This is a genomic window from Halogranum gelatinilyticum, assembly GCF_900103715.1.
In the GTDB taxonomy this organism is placed as follows: Archaea; Halobacteriota; Halobacteria; order Halobacteriales; family Haloferacaceae; genus Halogranum; species Halogranum gelatinilyticum.
The window spans coordinates 141,944-155,764 of the sequence record NZ_FNHL01000004.1 but is presented as its reverse complement, the minus strand read 5'-3'; the positions used below and the strand labels follow the sequence as shown (position 1 = coordinate 155,764).

Sequence of the window (13,821 nt, the reverse complement as noted above, 5' to 3'; positions counted from 1 at the left end):
ATCCGACACTTGGAGACCGGATAAAGTTATTTTTCGCCAACATGAACACAATCTCCTTATCCCACCCGGACGAAGCTTCCTGACCCGCCTTCACCCGGCGGCTGCCGACCGGGTTCCGACGGCCAGCGGCGACCCTCCCGAAACCTGTCAGCATACGTTTATTGTTCGTCAACCCTGTGTACCGCCATACACATGGGGGAACACACGACGGGCGGGCTGTCGGTGCTGTCGGGAAGCGGCTTGTCGGCACGGCGGTTCGAGGTGCTTGCCGGGCGTGTCGCACGCGCGGACGGCCGAGCGGTCGGAGACAACGAGATCGACGTCGTCGCGCCAGCGACGGACGAACGGCTCGGTTCGGTCCCGGCGTGCGACGAGACCGATGTCGCCGCCGCCGTCGAGCGGGCACGCGAGGCACAGGCCGACTGGGCCGCCCGCCCGGTCGAGGAACGCACGGCCATCCTGGAGCGCTTCGGCGACCTCGTCGCCGACCGTCGCGACGACCTGCTCGACCTCTTGCAGGTCGAGACCGGCAAGGCCCGGACGACCGCCGTCGAGGAGGTCTTGGACGTGCCGAACGCTTGCAGCTACTACGCCGACGTCGCACCCGAGGCACTGGCCGAGGAGCGTCGCCGCGGCGCGCTACCGGGCGTGACGACGACCCACGTCAGCTACGACCCGGTCGGCGTCGTCGGCGTCATCTCGCCGTGGAACTATCCGCTCACTCTCGCCGTCACCGACGCAATCCCCGCGCTCGCCGCGGGCAACAGCGTCGTCCTCAAACCTGACGAGAAGACGCCCTTCGTCGCGCTCGCGCTCGCAGAGTTGCTCGCGGAGGCCGGGCTCCCGGACGGCGTCTTCCAGGTCGTCACGGGCGAGGGACCGGTCGTCGGACCCGCTCTCGTCGAACGCGTCGACCACGTCGCCTTCACCGGCAGCACCGAGACGGGCCGGGTCGTCGCCGAGCAGGCGGGCCGGAACCTCGTCGGCTGCTCGCTCGAACTCGGCGGCAAGAACCCGCTTCTCGTCCTCGACGACGCGGACGTCGAGCGCGCCGCGGCGGGCGCGGCTCACGCTTGCTTCGCGAACGCCGGACAGCTCTGTCTCTCTATCGAGCGAATCTACGTCCACGAGTCGCTCTACGCCGAGTTCCTCGCTGCCTTCGTCCGCGAGACGCGCGGGCTCACACTGGGCACCGACCTCGACTACGCGGCCGACGTGGGGACGCTCGCCAGTGCCGACCAACTCGAACGCGTCGAGTGCCACGTCGCCGACGCCGTCGAGACGGGCGCGTCGGTCGTCTCCGGCGGCCGCCACCGCCCCGACGTCGCCCCCTACTGCTACGAACCGACCATCCTGACCGACGTCGATGCTGACTCCCTGGTCGCCACCGAGGAGACCTTCGGTCCGGTCGTCTCGGTGACGCCCGTCGCCGACACCGAGGCCGCCGTCGCCGCGGCCAACGACTCCGACTACGGCCTCAACGCGAGCGTCTGGACGGGCGACCGCGAGCGTGGCCGGGCCGTCGCCCGCCGCATCGAGAGCGGGACGGTCTGCGTCAACGACGGCTACGCCGCGGGCTGGGCCGCGCTCGACGCGCCGAAGGGCGGCTTCGGCGACTCCGCGGTCGGCCACCGCCACGGCGTCGAGGGCATCGACCGCTACCTCCAGACGCGGACGGTCGCGGCCTCCCGCGTCGGTCTCGTCAAGTTCCCCTCGGGCCGGGGTGCGGGCTGGGTCGTCGACGGCGCGTTCACGCTGCTTGGGCTCGTTCGACGGCTCCAGCGGAGGCTACGATGAGTCCGCGGGTGCTGCTCACGGGCTTTCCCGGCTTCCTCGGCTCGCAGGTCGTCGAGCGACTGCTCGCGCGTGATGCGGGTCCCGTCGCCTGTCTCGTCCAGCCGAAGTTCCGCGCGCTCGCCGAGGAGCGCGCCGCCGACGTCGTGGGCGACGACGCGTACGACGCCGACGGTCCGATCCGGCTCTACGAGGGCGACATCACCGAACCGGGACTGGGTCTCGGCGACGCGCTCGCCGAACTCGACTCCGTCTCCGAGGTCTACCATCTCGCCGCCGTCTACGACCTCGCCGTCTCCCGCGAGGTCGGCGAGGCGGTCAACGTCCGGGGGACCGAACACGTCCTCGACGTCGCCGAGGACCTCGCAGTCGACCGATTCCACTACGTCTCGACCTGTTACGTCAGCGGCCGCTACGACGGGGTGTTCACGGAGGACCACCTGCGAGAGGGCCAGTCGTTCAACAACCACTACGAGGAGACGAAGTACCGTGCCGAGGTGCTCGTCCACGAGCGGATGGCCGAGGGGTTGCCCGCGACGGTCTACCGCCCTTCCATCGTCGTCGGCGACAGCGAGACGGGTGAGACGGGGAAGTACGACGGGCCGTACTACCTGCTTCGGCTGCTCCTCGCCCAGCCCGCGCTGCTCTCTGTCGCGCCGACCATCCCGGGCGCGGCGACGACGGAACTCAACGTCGTCCCGCGGGACTTCGTCGTCGACGCTATCGACTACTTGAGCCAGCACGAGGCGGCTGTCGGCGAGGTGGTGCAGCTCTGTGACCCCGCACCGCTGCGGATTCCCGCCTTCGTCGACAGCGTCGCCGACGCGCTCGGCCACCGCGTCGTGAGCGTGCCGACGACGAAGGGCCTGGCGAAACGCGGGATGCGGCTGTTGCAGGCCCGCGGCGTGGCCGCCGAACCGGCGACGCTGGACTACTTCGACCATCCGACGCGCTACGCCTGTCCGAACGCGCGGCGGCTGCTCGCCGGGTCGGGCATCGAGCCTCCCGCGTTCAACTCGTACGTCGACCGGCTGGTCGCCTACGTCCGCGCGCATCCCGAGATTCGGTCCGACGCGATGGTTTGAGGGCGCAAATCGCCGGACGGGAATTCTTCCCGTAAATATTTTTTCCCTATTTCCCACAACGTTGGAACCGGCTCGTAGGTCTTTTTCAGTGGCTTCGAAAGACCGAGGTGTAGCATGAACGACCGCATTGGAGCACCCGGAACCGGAGTGTCGCGCCGTGAGTTCCTCGCTGCGACCGGTAGCGTCGGCGGTGCAGCACTGGCTGGCTGCGCCGCACCGACGAGCCAGGGCAGCGGCAAAGTCGGACAGTCGGCGACGGCGAGTTCGGTGCAGTCGTCGCTCCCGAAGACCAGCCCGCCCGAGGTCGTCAACGTCGACGAGCAGGGCGGGCAGGTCACGCTGAAGACCCAGCCGGCGGTCCACGAAGCCCATCCGCTGGAGACGATGGGCGGTCCCGTCCGGCTCCCGCGTGTCTGGGCGTTCCAGGCGGACGACCGTGACCCCAGCGTCCCCGGTCCCATCATCCGGACGACCGAGGGCGAGGACATGGAGGTCACGCTGGACAACACGAACGGCAAGCGGCCCCACACGGTCCACTTCCACGGCGTCCAGAAGCAGTGGAAGGACGACGGGGTGCCGACGACGACGGGCATCACGGTCGACCCCGGCGAGAAACACACCTACGAGATCCCCGCGAACGTTCCCGGGACGCATCTCTACCACTGTCACTTCCAGACCCAGCGGCACATCGACATGGGGATGTACGGCATCTTCCGGGTCGACCCCGAGGGCTACGAGGAGGCCGACAAGGAGTACTTCATGACGGTCAAAGACTGGGACTCGCGGCTCAACCGGATGATGGCCGGTGAGGACGCCAGCTACGACCCGCGCAGCCGCGACCCGGACGTCTTCACCGTCAACGGGAAGGTCGCTCCCCGGACGCTCCACCCCGAGCAGGGGTCGCCCATCATCGTCGAACAGGGCGATACCGTCCGCATCCACTACGGCAACGGCGGCTACATGAGCCATCCGCTGCACATCCACAACCACCGCTTCGAGCGCGTGGAGAAGGACGGCGGCGTGATTCCCGAGGCGGCCCGTCACGAGATGGACGTCACCAACGTCGCACCCGCCGAGCGGCACACCATCGAGTTCACCGCCGACTCGCAGCCGGGTATCTACCTGATGCACTGCCACAAGGTGAGCCACGTCATGAACGGCAACTTCTACCCCGGCGGGATGCTCTCGGGCGTGGTCTACAAGGAGGCGATGGACACGAAGATTTTCGACCAGCTGATGAAGTACGCGGGCTACAGCCAGTAACGACCCAGGAACGATTCAGTCACAGCTACGCTATGTCACACGACAACTCCGATCCGACGACGCAGGAACTGACCAGACGGACCGTCCTCCGCGGTGCTGCGGGTACCGCTGCGGCAGGCGTCGCACTCGGCAGTGTGGGGACCACGGCGGCACAGAGCGGCGGGAGCGCGCCCTACGGCGGCTGGTTCGAGGGTGTCGAGAACTTCGACGGGACGGTCGACAAGACCGGTCAGTCCGAAGTCACCGTCACGGTCGGTGCCCAGGGCAACGGCGGCAGCTTCGCCTTCGGCCCGGCGGCCGTCCGCGTCGACCCCGGGACGAAAGTGGTATGGAAGTGGTCCGGCGGCGGCGGCAGCCACAACGTCGTCGCCGAGGACGGCAGCTTCGAGAGCGAACTCGTCGGCGAGAGCGGCCACACGTTCAGTCACACCTTCGAATCCGAAGGCATCAGCAAGTACGCCTGCGTCCCCCACAAGGCGATGGGGATGAAGGGTGCGGTCGTCGTCGGCGACGTGAGCGTCGGCGGCGGCGAAGCGGCCGGTGAGTCGAGCGGGTCGAGCGGTCCCGGCTTCGACGGCTGGTTCGACAACGTGGACAACTTCGACGGTGTCGTCGACGAGACCGGCCAGTCGGAGGTCACCGTCACGGTCGGTGCCGAGGGCAACAACGGTGCCTTCGCCTTCGACCCGCCTGCGATTCGGGTCGACCCCGGGACGACCGTCGTCTGGGAGTGGACCGGCGGTGGCGGTAGCCACAACGTCGTCGCCGAGGACGGTAGCTTCGAGAGCGAGTTGGTCGGCGAGAGCGGCCACACGTTCAGCCACACCTTCGAGTCCGAGGGCACCACCAAGTACGCCTGCGTCCCGCACAAGCCGATGGGGATGAAGGGCGCGGTCGTCGTCGGTGGCGACTCCGCGGCCGGTGGGGCTGGCGGCGGCAGCGACGGCGGCGACGGCGGGAACGACTTCCGAGACGGACTCACGCTCGGCGCGGGACTCGGTCTCGTGGGCGTGTTGGTCACGACGTTCGTCTTCGGCAGTAAAAGCGAGACGCGCGGCGGCCGCAGTACGAACTGACTCTCGACCGCGTCGCGTCGGCCGTTCGGCTACTCCTCGTCGTCCGGTTTCTGTCGAACCGTCAACACCGGCACGGGTGCGGTTCGGACCAGCTTCTCGGTCACACTGCCGAGCATATACCGGTCGAAGCCGGTCCGGCCGTGCGTCCCCGCGACGATGACGTCGACGTCGTTCTTCTCGACGTACGAGAGGATGGCACGGTGGACCGAGATACCCGCTTCGGCGGTCTCGGTCACGCGTTCGACGCCCGCCTCCGTCGCGACCTCGGCGGCCGCCTCGACCGTCTCGGCCGCCTCCTCCTCGAATATCTTCAGCTGTATCTCGCCGGGCGCGCCGACGCCGAACTCGGTCACCTCGGCGACCGACAGCAGATGCAGCGTCCCGTCGTCGACGGCGGTGAGGTCGATACCCAGTGTCAGTGCCTCCATGGCCGACTTGCTGCCGTCAGTCGGGACGAGGATGTCTTCGTAGGGATACGACAGGTCGGTGTCGTCGGGACCGATGGTGAGGACGGGCACGTCCGACTCGCGGACGACCCGTTCGGTCGTACTGCCGAGGAGCAGTCGGCTCAGCCCCTTCCGGCCGTGGGTCGGCATGACGACGAGGTCGACGTCGTTGGACGACGCGTACTCGACGATGGTCGGGTAGGGTTCGCCCTGTTCGACGGCCGTGGTGGTGGGGATATCGCGCGCTTCGGCGCGGTCGACGACCTGCTGGACCGTGTTCTCACCCTCGTCGACCAGCGCGTCGATGACCTCGCCTTGAATCTGCGCGACGCTGTCGCGCGTCACGTCCGCGACGTTGAGCACGTGCAGGGTCGCGTCATGTGCCGTCGCGATGTCGAGGACGTGGTCGAGTGCGCGTTCGGTTCCGTCGCTGCCGTCCGTGGGGAACAGTAAGTCGTCGAACATAACTGAACTGTCTCTCGCAACCCACAAAAACGGTGGGGGCCAGCCGGTCGCCCGTCCGGCCGCGACCGACCGGTCGGCTCAGCCGACCCAGACCGCGCCGAACGAGTCGAAGAAGTCCTCGCCGGTGTCGACGAGCGTGTGGTCCGCACGCAGCCGTCGACACCGCTCTTCGACCGCCGAGACGTGCGTCTCCAGCCGCTCGCGGTAGGACTTGGTCTTCGCGCCGCCGAAGTAGGTCCGGAGGGTCCGCGTCGTCTCCGGGTCGCGAAACAGCGTGTCGCCGGTCGGCTCCGGCCGGAGTTCGTCGGGCGTCAGGACGGTGCCGACGACGACGCTGCTGCGGCCCAGCCCGGCCAATCCGGACGCCAGCGCGTCCGGGTCCGAGAGGCAGTCGCTGAGGACGACGACGAGCGACCGACTCCGGATGCGCGCGCCGTAACTGTCGAGGGCGGCCGCGATGTCGCCCTCGCCGCTCGGCTCGGTCTCGTTCAGGTGGTCGACGAGCCGCAAGAGTTCGCCGCGGTTCGACCGGCCGGTGTCGAGTCGGTCGACCGTCTCGTCGAACAGCGAGAACTGGAAGTCGTTCTGCTCCTCGGCCGTGAGGTAGGCGAAGCCGAGGCCAAGTTTGGCGGCGTACTCGAACTTGTTCGTCTCCCCCTCGCCGTAGTCCATCGAGCCGCTCGCGTCGACGAGGACGTGGACCGTCAGGCTGCGCTCGGCCTCGAACTGCTTGATGAAGTATTCGCCCGTCCGGGCGTAGAGCTTCCAGTCGATGAGCCGGGTGTCGTCACCGCGGACGTACCGCCGGTAGTCGCTGAACGTCAGCCCTTCGCCGACGTGCTTCGAGCGCTGTTCGCCCTGCTGGACCGACGCGCTCTGGCGTTTGAGCGCCGACCGGAACCGGTCGAGTTCGTCGAAGAAGGCCGGGTCGATCATTCGACCAGCGACGCGATGGCGTCCTCGGGCGTCAGCCCCTCGCGTTCGGCACGGAAGTCGACGAGGATACGGTGTCTGAGCACGGGCGTCGCCATCGCCTCGATGTCATCCCACCCCACGTGGCTCCGGCCACGCAGGAACGCACGGGCCTTCCCGGCCAAGACGAGTGCCATGCTCGCCCGCGGACTCGCGCCGTACTCGATGTCCGGCGAGTCGCGGGTCTTCCGGACGAGCGTGATGGCCCGGTCGCGGATGTCGCTGGCGATGGGCACCTCGCGGACGAGCGACTGCATCGTCCTGAGTTCGTCGCGAGAGACGACCTGTTCGACCGCCGGCGTCGCCGTCCCCTCGGTGTAGAGCTGGACGATCTCGCGTTCCTCCTCGTAGCTGGGGTAGTCGAGGACGATCTTCAGGAGGAAGCGGTCGGTCTGTGCCTCGGGGAGGGGGTAGGTTCCCTCCTGGTCGATGGGGTTCTGCGTCGCCAAGACGAAGAACGGCTCGGGCAGCCGGTAGGTCTCGCCCGCCGCCGTCACCTGTTTCTCCTGCATCGCTTCGAGCAGCGCGGCCTGCGTCTTCGGCGTCGCGCGGTTGATCTCGTCGGCGAGGACGACGTTGGCGAAGATGGGTCCCCGCTCGAAGACGAACTCCCGGCCGCCTTCGGACTCGCGGATGATCTCGGTCCCCGTGATGTCCGAGGGCATCAGGTCGGGTGTGTTCTGGATGCGTGAGAACTCCAGTTCGATGACCTCCGCGAGCGCGCGGATCATCGAGGTCTTGCCGAGACCGGGGTTCGACTCCAAGAGGGCGTTGCCGTCACAGAGCATACAGACGAGCAGCTGTTCGATCACCTCGTCTTGGCCGATGATGCGCTTTTTCACCTCCTGGCGGACGTCCTGAAGGCGGTCTTGGAGCCGTGCGATCTCGTCGTCGGTCGCGGCAACGCCGCGCGTGCTGTCGTCAGACATCGGTTTCGTTCCGGAGTTGGAGAGTGTAGTCGCGAATCAGTTCGGCGTCTTCGAGCCGCTCGCCACTGCTGAAGCCAGCCTGCTGGCTGTCGAGGTCCCCCGAGGGAAGCCCCGCCGAGTCGTACGCCGACGGCGCGCCGCCGGGCGGGGCGTCGCCGTCGCCGCTCCCACCGATCTCGGCGTCGAGGTCCTCGTCACCGGCGGAGACGTCTTCCGGGTCGCCGAGCACCTCGTCGCCGTCGCGGAGACCGTCGAACGTCGGCTCGTCCGTCGGTCCCGTCGGTCCCGGCTCGTCGCCCCCGAACTGGAGGTCGACGACGGCCACCTGGATGCTGGCGACGCTGAGGACGACGACGACCGCGAGCGTCACGGTCAGCCGCCGCAGGTCGACGAGCCCGAGACTCGACGTCTCCCGTAGCGCGGCGAGGACGTCCCGGTAGAGCCGCCCGGCCATCCGGGTGTCGCGGTCGGCGGCGACGGCGTCGCGGGCGGTCCGCAACATCTCTTCGACGGCCGGGTTGGCGGTCTCGAACTGCTCGACGAGCGGCCGCCGGACTCGAAGCAGGACCTCGGCGACGAGCACCAACAGGCCGACGCCGACGCCGACGAGGATGGGAATCGGGAGCGCGACGTTCGGCAGCCCGAGCGACGGCGGCGCGAACCGTGCGAGGGGGACCGACCCGCCGAGCCACGCCGGGCCGACGAGCCGGACGAGGAGCGTCGTCAGCAACGTCGCCAACGCGGCGTCGACGACGCCGTAGACGACGGCAACCTTGTAGCCCTCGCGGCGGATTTCACGGAGCGCGCGGGCGACCTCGCGTCGCCCTTCGGTCGCGTCAGTTCGAGTTGCTGGCCCGCTCACGTCGCCGTTGGTGGCGACGTTCGTGTCGCTGTCGCCGCTCACGACTGACACTCCCGTGGCTGCTCGCCCTGGATGCTGTTACAGACGCGCCGGAGATCCGTCTCCAGGTTGTCGATCTCCTGTTCGAGCCGGTCGATCTCCTGCTGCTGGCGGTCGACCCGGTCGCGCAGGTCGTCGCGTTCCCGCGTCAGCGTCTGGACCTCGTCTTCGAGGTTGTCGCGCTCGCGTTCGAGCGTCCGGACCTCGTCCTCCAGGTCTTCGACCTCCTCCTCGGCGGTGTCGAGGTCGCTGCGCGCCTGCCGGAGGTTCCGGCGGCTCTCTTCGAGATTGGCCTCCGTCTCGTCCAGCTGTTCTTGGGTCTGTGAGAGTTCGTTGATGGTCTCTGAGAGTTCCTTCTCGGTCTGTTCGAGCGTCGTGGAGACCTGTCCCACGTCGCCCTCGGCGGCCTGGAGGCTACTGTTGACCTGCTGGAGTCGCGCTCGCGTCTCCGAGAGGTCCGCCTCGGTCGTCGAGAGATCCTCGCGGAGGTCGGCGTTCGACGACCGGAGGCGTTCGTTCTGTTGTTCGAGCTGTGCCGTGGAGTGCTGGTAGAACAGCGAGGCTCCGGCAGTCCCCGCGACGGCGACGACGACGAGGACCACGAGTGCGAGGTTGATGGAGTTGCCGAGATAGCTCATTGCAGACCACCGTCGCTGGAGGTGCGGCCGGTGTAGACACGGATACGTCGGCCGAGCACTTCAATCAGGTAGACGAACAGTCCCGCCACGAGGAACGTCCAGTCCCAGCCGCGCTCGACGTCGCGGACCCGCGTCGACTGCTCGCGGGCGAAGTCGGCGATGGCCGCCGCCTGATTCGGCTGGAACTCCTCGCCGCCGGTCGTCCGCACGAGGTCGGTCAACGCCGGACTCTGGCCGAAGGCGGCGTACTCGCTCCGGTAGTTGACCGCGTACTCCGCACCGAACAGCGAGGCGTAGCCGGCCTCCGTCGGCGTCACCGTCGCGCGGTAGGTGTCGGGCGCGACCTGGCGGAGCGCGACGCCGTCGGCCTCGGGCGGCTCCGACCCGCGGTAGGTGACCGTCGTCGCCCGGCCGACGCGGGTGTCGGCGGCCTCGGCGACGTCTGTCGCCTTGCGCTCGGGGTCGCCGATGACGTAGTTCGCCGACTTCGTGAGTAACAGCGAGTCCGGCGCGGTGAGCAGCCCGTCGAGCGTCCCCTGGTCGTCGTAGGCGGTGATGGTGACGACGCGGCCGAGTCCGTAGCGCCACGAGGCGACCGCCGGACGGCCGGAACTCGATGCGACGAGGTAGTCCGCACCACTGCGGATCGACACGTCGTTGTTCCGCGGCGGGTTCGCGGTCAGTTCGACGCCCGTCGTCACGAAGGAGTTGCGGTCGACGACGGTGAGGGCGTCGCCCTCGTAGCGTCGCGAGGAGCCGCCGAAGAGCAGTCGGAGCCGGTTGGTGTCGGTCGCGCGGAAGTAGCTGCCGCCGGAGGCCTCGGCGATACGCTGGAGCGTCGACTCGCGGGGGTTGCCGGTGCCGACGGCGATGATTCGGATACCCTGTCCGCCGAGCCGTTGGGCGGCGGCCGTCGGCGGGCCGACCGGGCCGCGGCCGTCGCTGATGAGGATGATCGTGCCGCGCTCGTCGCCCAGCATCTCCTCGGCACCGAGGACGCCCGCGGCGAGGTCGGTGCCGCCGCCGCTCTGGAGCCGTCGGATGCGGTCGGCCACCGTCTCGCGGTTCGTCGACAGCGGCGCGAGGTCGGCGACGGCGTAGGCGTCGTGGTTGAACGCGACGACGCCGACGCTGTTCTCGTCGCCGAGCTGGTCGAGCGCGTCGAGCGAGACGGCCTTCTGGACACGCATCCCCGACTCCGCGCTCCCCGAGACGTCGATGGCGAGCACGAGGTTCGCGCTGCCGCCGACGCTCTCGCCGATGGTGACCGGGAGCATCGAGGCGACCGACGACCCCTGGTAGCCGCCGTTCTCGAAGGAGTTCTCGCCGCCGACGACGAGCAGGCCGCCGCCGTCGATGGTGAACTCCTGGAGCGCGTCGACGTTGCCGAGGTCGTCGGCCGCGACGTCCTGCACGACGACGGCGTAGTACGGACTGAGGTCCTCGGGGACCGCCTCGGCGCGCTCGACGTCGTAGAGGTTGTCCAGATACCGGCCGAACGGGTAGTCGCGCCGCGACACGTAGAGCACCTTCGGCTGCTCGACGACCCGGACGGTCTTGCGGAAGACGTCGTTCTCGGCGAAGCGGTCGCCGCCGGAGAGTTGGGCGGTCACGCGGTGCGACCCCGTCTCCTCGAACGTCGCGCTGAACTCGATGCGGCCGCTCTCGGGCACCGGCTCGTCGAGGATCGTCTCGTCGTCGACGGTGACCACGAGGCGAGCGTCGTCGCCGACGTTCACGCCGTCGACGGTCGCGAGGAAGCTGTTTTCGACGCCCGCGCTGGTCTTCGCCGGACCCGCAACCGAGACGGCGCGCTCGGTGTCGCGGGCCGTGAGGTCGACCGACGCGACGGTCGCGTTCAGCGAGGTCGCCAGTTCGCCCGCGTCGGCGAGACTCCGGCCGTCGGTGACGTGGCCGTCGCTGACGACGACGACCGTCCCGTTCTCCCGGAGGTTGGCCGCGACCCCGTCGCCGAGCGGCGAACGCGCGCCCTGTCCGATGGTCGCCCGCGTGACGGGGACGCCCTGGCTCTCGATGTCGTTTGCGAGCCTGTCGGCCGTGTCGGGCATGACGGCCATGCTGTCGGACTCGTCGACGAGCAGCGTCACCCGCGGTTCGCCCGTCGTCTCCGCCCGTTCGACGGTGTAGGGTCCGGCGGCGGCGACGACGAGACAGCAGACGACGAGCACGCGCGAGACGGTCAGGAGCCGACGCATCTTCGGCGTCGCCGTCCCGTCGGCCCCGCGGTAGACGACCCACCAGACCGCAAGCAGGGCGAGCGGCAGCGCGACGAGAAACAGCGGCCGTTCGAGCCCGAGCGTCAGCCCGTCGACGACGACCGACCAGCTGTCGAAGACTCTGATGAGCGACCCGCCGAGCAGTTGGTCGAGGAAGCCGTCGAGCGGCCCGGTCTGGAGGAACATCACAGGTCACCCCGTCGACGGAGATAGCCGAGTTCGACCACGACGACGCCGAGCGCGCCGAGTGCGACCCACTCGGTGAGGGGGTCGGGCACCTGTCGGTCCTCCTCGCGGCTGCGGACCGACCCCTCGGTCCGTTCGTCGAGCGGGTCGGTGGCGACGGCCGACTCGGACTCGCTGAGGAGTGCCGCCCCATACCGCCGGCCGTCGACCTCGTAGAAGCCCTGTTCGTCCATCGAGACCATCCGCGCGGTCACCGTTCCGCTCGGGGTGCGGACGGTCCGTTCCTCGGCGAACCGCAGCTGGTCGCCGGTGGGTCGGTTGAGTGTCGGCAGCGGGTCGCGACCGGCCAGATAGAAGACGGCGCGCTTCCAGAAGACCGGATACTGGTAGTTGAACTTGAACGACGAGGCGTCTTCGAGATAGCCGTAGTAGAGCACGCGGCCGCCGTCGCGCTCGGCGGTGGCGACGAGCGGCGAGCCGTCGGTCAGCCCCACGAGCGTCCGGGTGCCGTCGGCTGTCTCGGCGACGAGATGTCGCTCCGGCGGCGGGTAGCTGATGTCGCGGGTGAGTTCGTCGTTGGCGACCGCGCCGACGGAGCCGCCGTCGACCGCGTCGCTGACCTCGACGGGGAGCAGTTCGACGTACCGGTTCGGCATCCCTTCTTGGGCTTGCACCACCACGCCGCCGCCGTTCGCGAGTGCCGCTTCGCCGTCGGCGACGTTGCCGCGGAGCAGCCGGCCCTCCTGGATGTTGCTGTAGACGACGACGTCGTAGGTCCCCTCGACGTTCGCTGGCGGCGACTCGACGGTCAACTCGACCTCGGGAATCACCGACAGCGCGGTCGCGAGATACCGGTTGCGGTCGTTCGTCAAGAGCAACACGTCGACCGTCGCGTCCTCGGGGGCGGCGACAGCCGCGGTGTCGTCGGTCGGGAAGGAGTCGCCGGGCGAGAGCGCGACGGTTCCCCCGCCTGCGGGCACGGCGAGCGTCCGCGTCACCACGTCGCCCGCGCCGAGCGTCAGCGACTCGCGCTGGCCGCCCAGCGAGAGGGTCCGCTCGGCCTCGCTGTCCCCGAAGTTCTTGACCGTCACCGTGACCTCCCTGCCGGTGAAGGAGCGGTCGACGATGCCGACGTTGTCCGCACCGCCGCCGTCGAACTGCCGGAGGTCGACGAGCAGGCCGCGGGCGCGGGCAGCTTCGACGGCCTCCTCCCAGCCGCCGTCGTCCGCGAAGTCGCTGTAGACGACGATGCGGGCCTCCTCGCCGGCGACGGCGGAGGCCTGGGCGATGCCGTCGCGGAGGTCACCCGAGACATCGGTCACGCTGAGGTCGTCGAGCGCGCCCCGCGCCTGTTCGGGCGTCCCGTCGCGCAGGACGACCTCGCCCTGCCGGGCGACGAAGACGACCGACGTGACGGAGGTGGGGGCGTCGCCGGCGGCGGCGACGGCGCGGTCGAAGCGGGTGGAACCTCCCGAATCGGTCGCCATGCTCGCGCTGCCGTCGACGACGACGACCGTCTCTTGGACGGTCGAGGACTCCGAGACGAGCGTGTAGGGCGTCGCCAGCGACGTTGCCAGCAGGACGATGGCCGCGAGCTGAATCAGGAGGAGGAGGCTGCGACTCAGCCGCTCGAAGACGGGCGTCGAGGCGTCCTCGCCGCGGTCGTCGGTCAGAAACCGCATCGTCGGGAGGTCGCGCTCCGCGGGGTCGGGACGGATGAGATACAGCAGAATCAACGGCAGCGTCGCCAGGAGAGCGAGGAGACCGAGCGGAGAGAGGAGGACGTTGTCGAGAACCACTGTCAGCTGTGTGGTCCCAATGACATTTGG

General features: G+C 69.1%; 11 protein-coding genes. 4 read left to right on the top strand and 7 right to left on the bottom strand.

The features are described 5' to 3' along the window. The first annotated feature begins 192 nt into the window (after nucleotides 1–192). The 4 genes from BLR57_RS14200 to BLR57_RS14185 all read left to right on the top strand — a co-directional run bounded on the left by BLR57_RS14200 (nucleotide 193) and on the right by BLR57_RS14185 (nucleotide 5,218). Nucleotides 193–1,797, top strand: a complete 1,605-nt coding sequence (locus BLR57_RS14200; RefSeq protein WP_089698655.1) for a succinic semialdehyde dehydrogenase — start codon at nucleotides 193–195, stop codon at nucleotides 1,795–1,797. After that, a complete protein-coding gene (locus BLR57_RS14195; RefSeq protein WP_089698653.1) occupies nucleotides 1,794–2,879 on the top strand; it encodes an SDR family oxidoreductase in 1,086 nt (361 codons plus the stop codon). Before BLR57_RS14200 ends, BLR57_RS14195 begins: the two co-directional genes overlap by 4 nt. 114 nt (nucleotides 2,880–2,993) lie before the next feature. Further along, the gene (locus tag BLR57_RS14190; RefSeq protein ID WP_089698651.1) at nucleotides 2,994–4,142 is read left to right on the top strand and encodes a multicopper oxidase domain-containing protein; all 1,149 of its coding nucleotides are present in this window, start codon (nucleotides 2,994–2,996) and stop codon (nucleotides 4,140–4,142) included. A 32-nt stretch (nucleotides 4,143–4,174) separates the two neighbouring features. Beyond that, nucleotides 4,175–5,218 (top strand): halocyanin domain-containing protein, encoded by a 1,044-nt coding sequence (locus BLR57_RS14185; RefSeq protein WP_089698649.1) that lies wholly within the window; start codon nucleotides 4,175–4,177, stop codon nucleotides 5,216–5,218. Between the two features lie 29 nt (nucleotides 5,219–5,247). Here the strand turns inward: BLR57_RS14185 and BLR57_RS14180 are convergent, their stop codons facing one another. The 7 genes from BLR57_RS14180 to BLR57_RS14150 all read right to left on the bottom strand — a co-directional run bounded on the left by BLR57_RS14180 (nucleotide 5,248) and on the right by BLR57_RS14150 (nucleotide 13,791). Beyond that, nucleotides 5,248–6,129, bottom strand: a complete 882-nt coding sequence (locus tag BLR57_RS14180; protein WP_089698647.1) for a universal stress protein — start codon at nucleotides 6,127–6,129, stop codon at nucleotides 5,248–5,250. 78 nt (nucleotides 6,130–6,207) lie between these two features. Continuing rightward, on the bottom strand, nucleotides 6,208–7,065 hold the full coding sequence (locus BLR57_RS14175) for a DUF58 domain-containing protein (protein ID WP_089698645.1): 858 nt from the start codon (nucleotides 7,063–7,065) through the stop codon (nucleotides 6,208–6,210). After that, on the bottom strand, nucleotides 7,062–8,030 hold the full coding sequence (locus BLR57_RS14170; protein WP_089698642.1) for an AAA family ATPase: 969 nt from the start codon (nucleotides 8,028–8,030) through the stop codon (nucleotides 7,062–7,064). The genes BLR57_RS14175 and BLR57_RS14170 overlap by 4 nt, the downstream gene beginning before the upstream one ends. Continuing rightward, nucleotides 8,023–8,934, bottom strand: coding sequence for a DUF7502 family protein (locus BLR57_RS14165; RefSeq protein ID WP_139173366.1), 912 nt, complete (start codon nucleotides 8,932–8,934; stop codon nucleotides 8,023–8,025). Before BLR57_RS14165 ends, BLR57_RS14170 begins: the two co-directional genes overlap by 8 nt. Continuing rightward, nucleotides 8,931–9,569, bottom strand: a complete 639-nt coding sequence (locus BLR57_RS14160; protein WP_089698637.1) for a hypothetical protein — start codon at nucleotides 9,567–9,569, stop codon at nucleotides 8,931–8,933. The genes BLR57_RS14165 and BLR57_RS14160 overlap by 4 nt, the downstream gene beginning before the upstream one ends. Beyond that, nucleotides 9,566–11,992 carry a vWA domain-containing protein gene (locus tag BLR57_RS14155; RefSeq protein ID WP_089698635.1) on the bottom strand — a complete coding sequence of 809 codons (2,427 nt, stop codon included), beginning with the start codon at nucleotides 11,990–11,992 and terminating at the stop codon, nucleotides 9,566–9,568. Before BLR57_RS14155 ends, BLR57_RS14160 begins: the two co-directional genes overlap by 4 nt. Next, entirely contained in the window at nucleotides 11,992–13,791 is a 1,800-nt protein-coding gene (locus BLR57_RS14150) for a DUF7408 domain-containing protein (protein WP_089698633.1), read from the bottom strand. Before BLR57_RS14150 ends, BLR57_RS14155 begins: the two co-directional genes overlap by 1 nt. Nucleotides 13,792–13,821: the final 30 nt, after the last annotated feature.

Coding starts and splice junctions, on each gene's coding strand:
- BLR57_RS14170 (WP_089698642.1), bottom strand. CDS start 8,030: ATGTCTGACGACAGCACGCGCGGCGTTGCCGCGACCGACGACGAGATC.
- BLR57_RS14160 (WP_089698637.1), bottom strand. CDS start 9,569: ATGAGCTATCTCGGCAACTCCATCAACCTCGCACTCGTGGTCCTCGTC.
- BLR57_RS14185 (WP_089698649.1), top strand. CDS start 4,175: ATGTCACACGACAACTCCGATCCGACGACGCAGGAACTGACCAGACGG.
- BLR57_RS14190 (WP_089698651.1), top strand. CDS start 2,994: ATGAACGACCGCATTGGAGCACCCGGAACCGGAGTGTCGCGCCGTGAG.
- BLR57_RS14195 (WP_089698653.1), top strand. CDS start 1,794: ATGAGTCCGCGGGTGCTGCTCACGGGCTTTCCCGGCTTCCTCGGCTCG.
- BLR57_RS14175 (WP_089698645.1), bottom strand. CDS start 7,065: ATGATCGACCCGGCCTTCTTCGACGAACTCGACCGGTTCCGGTCGGCG.
- BLR57_RS14200 (WP_089698655.1), top strand. CDS start 193: ATGGGGGAACACACGACGGGCGGGCTGTCGGTGCTGTCGGGAAGCGGC.
- BLR57_RS14180 (WP_089698647.1), bottom strand. CDS start 6,129: ATGTTCGACGACTTACTGTTCCCCACGGACGGCAGCGACGGAACCGAA.
- BLR57_RS14155 (WP_089698635.1), bottom strand. CDS start 11,992: ATGTTCCTCCAGACCGGGCCGCTCGACGGCTTCCTCGACCAACTGCTC.